Here is a 314-nt window from a genome sequence, read left to right as displayed (position 1 = left end):
GTAGGGGATATAGCCAAATGCGCCCACGACAAAACCGGGCAGGAGTATTCCTACATAGTGGGAAATGATCTTGTCGTCATGATTATGGCCAACCCAGAAACTAATGAGAGGATCTCGCGCCAGCCAGAAAGCCAGGCATGGCAGAGATGTGATCAGAATTGTGCAAAGTACGAATCTCTGGATCGTGACATTGGGAAAGGTGTCACCCTCGAGATTCTGATTCAGCACACGAGGCTGAAAGTACTGGCTGATGGGGCCGGCTAGCAGTGAGAGCGGAACCATGCAAACAGTCGTCGCCAGAAAATAGGGTGACA

The 314-nt window shown here is 51.0% G+C and carries 1 protein-coding gene; it reads left to right on the top strand.

Annotated features, from left to right (window positions below):
• On the top strand, window positions 1–264 hold a 264-nt coding region (locus RVY79_RS18625), incomplete at its 5' end, for a hypothetical protein (protein ID WP_317466032.1).
• Window positions 265–314: the final 50 nt, after the last annotated feature.

The organism is Chromohalobacter sp. HP20-39 (genome assembly GCF_033052815.1).
In the GTDB taxonomy this organism is placed as follows: Bacteria; Pseudomonadota; Gammaproteobacteria; order Pseudomonadales; family Halomonadaceae; genus Chromohalobacter.
Note: the sequence above shows the minus strand (reverse complement) of the source record. Positions and strands in the feature narration are given on the sequence as shown.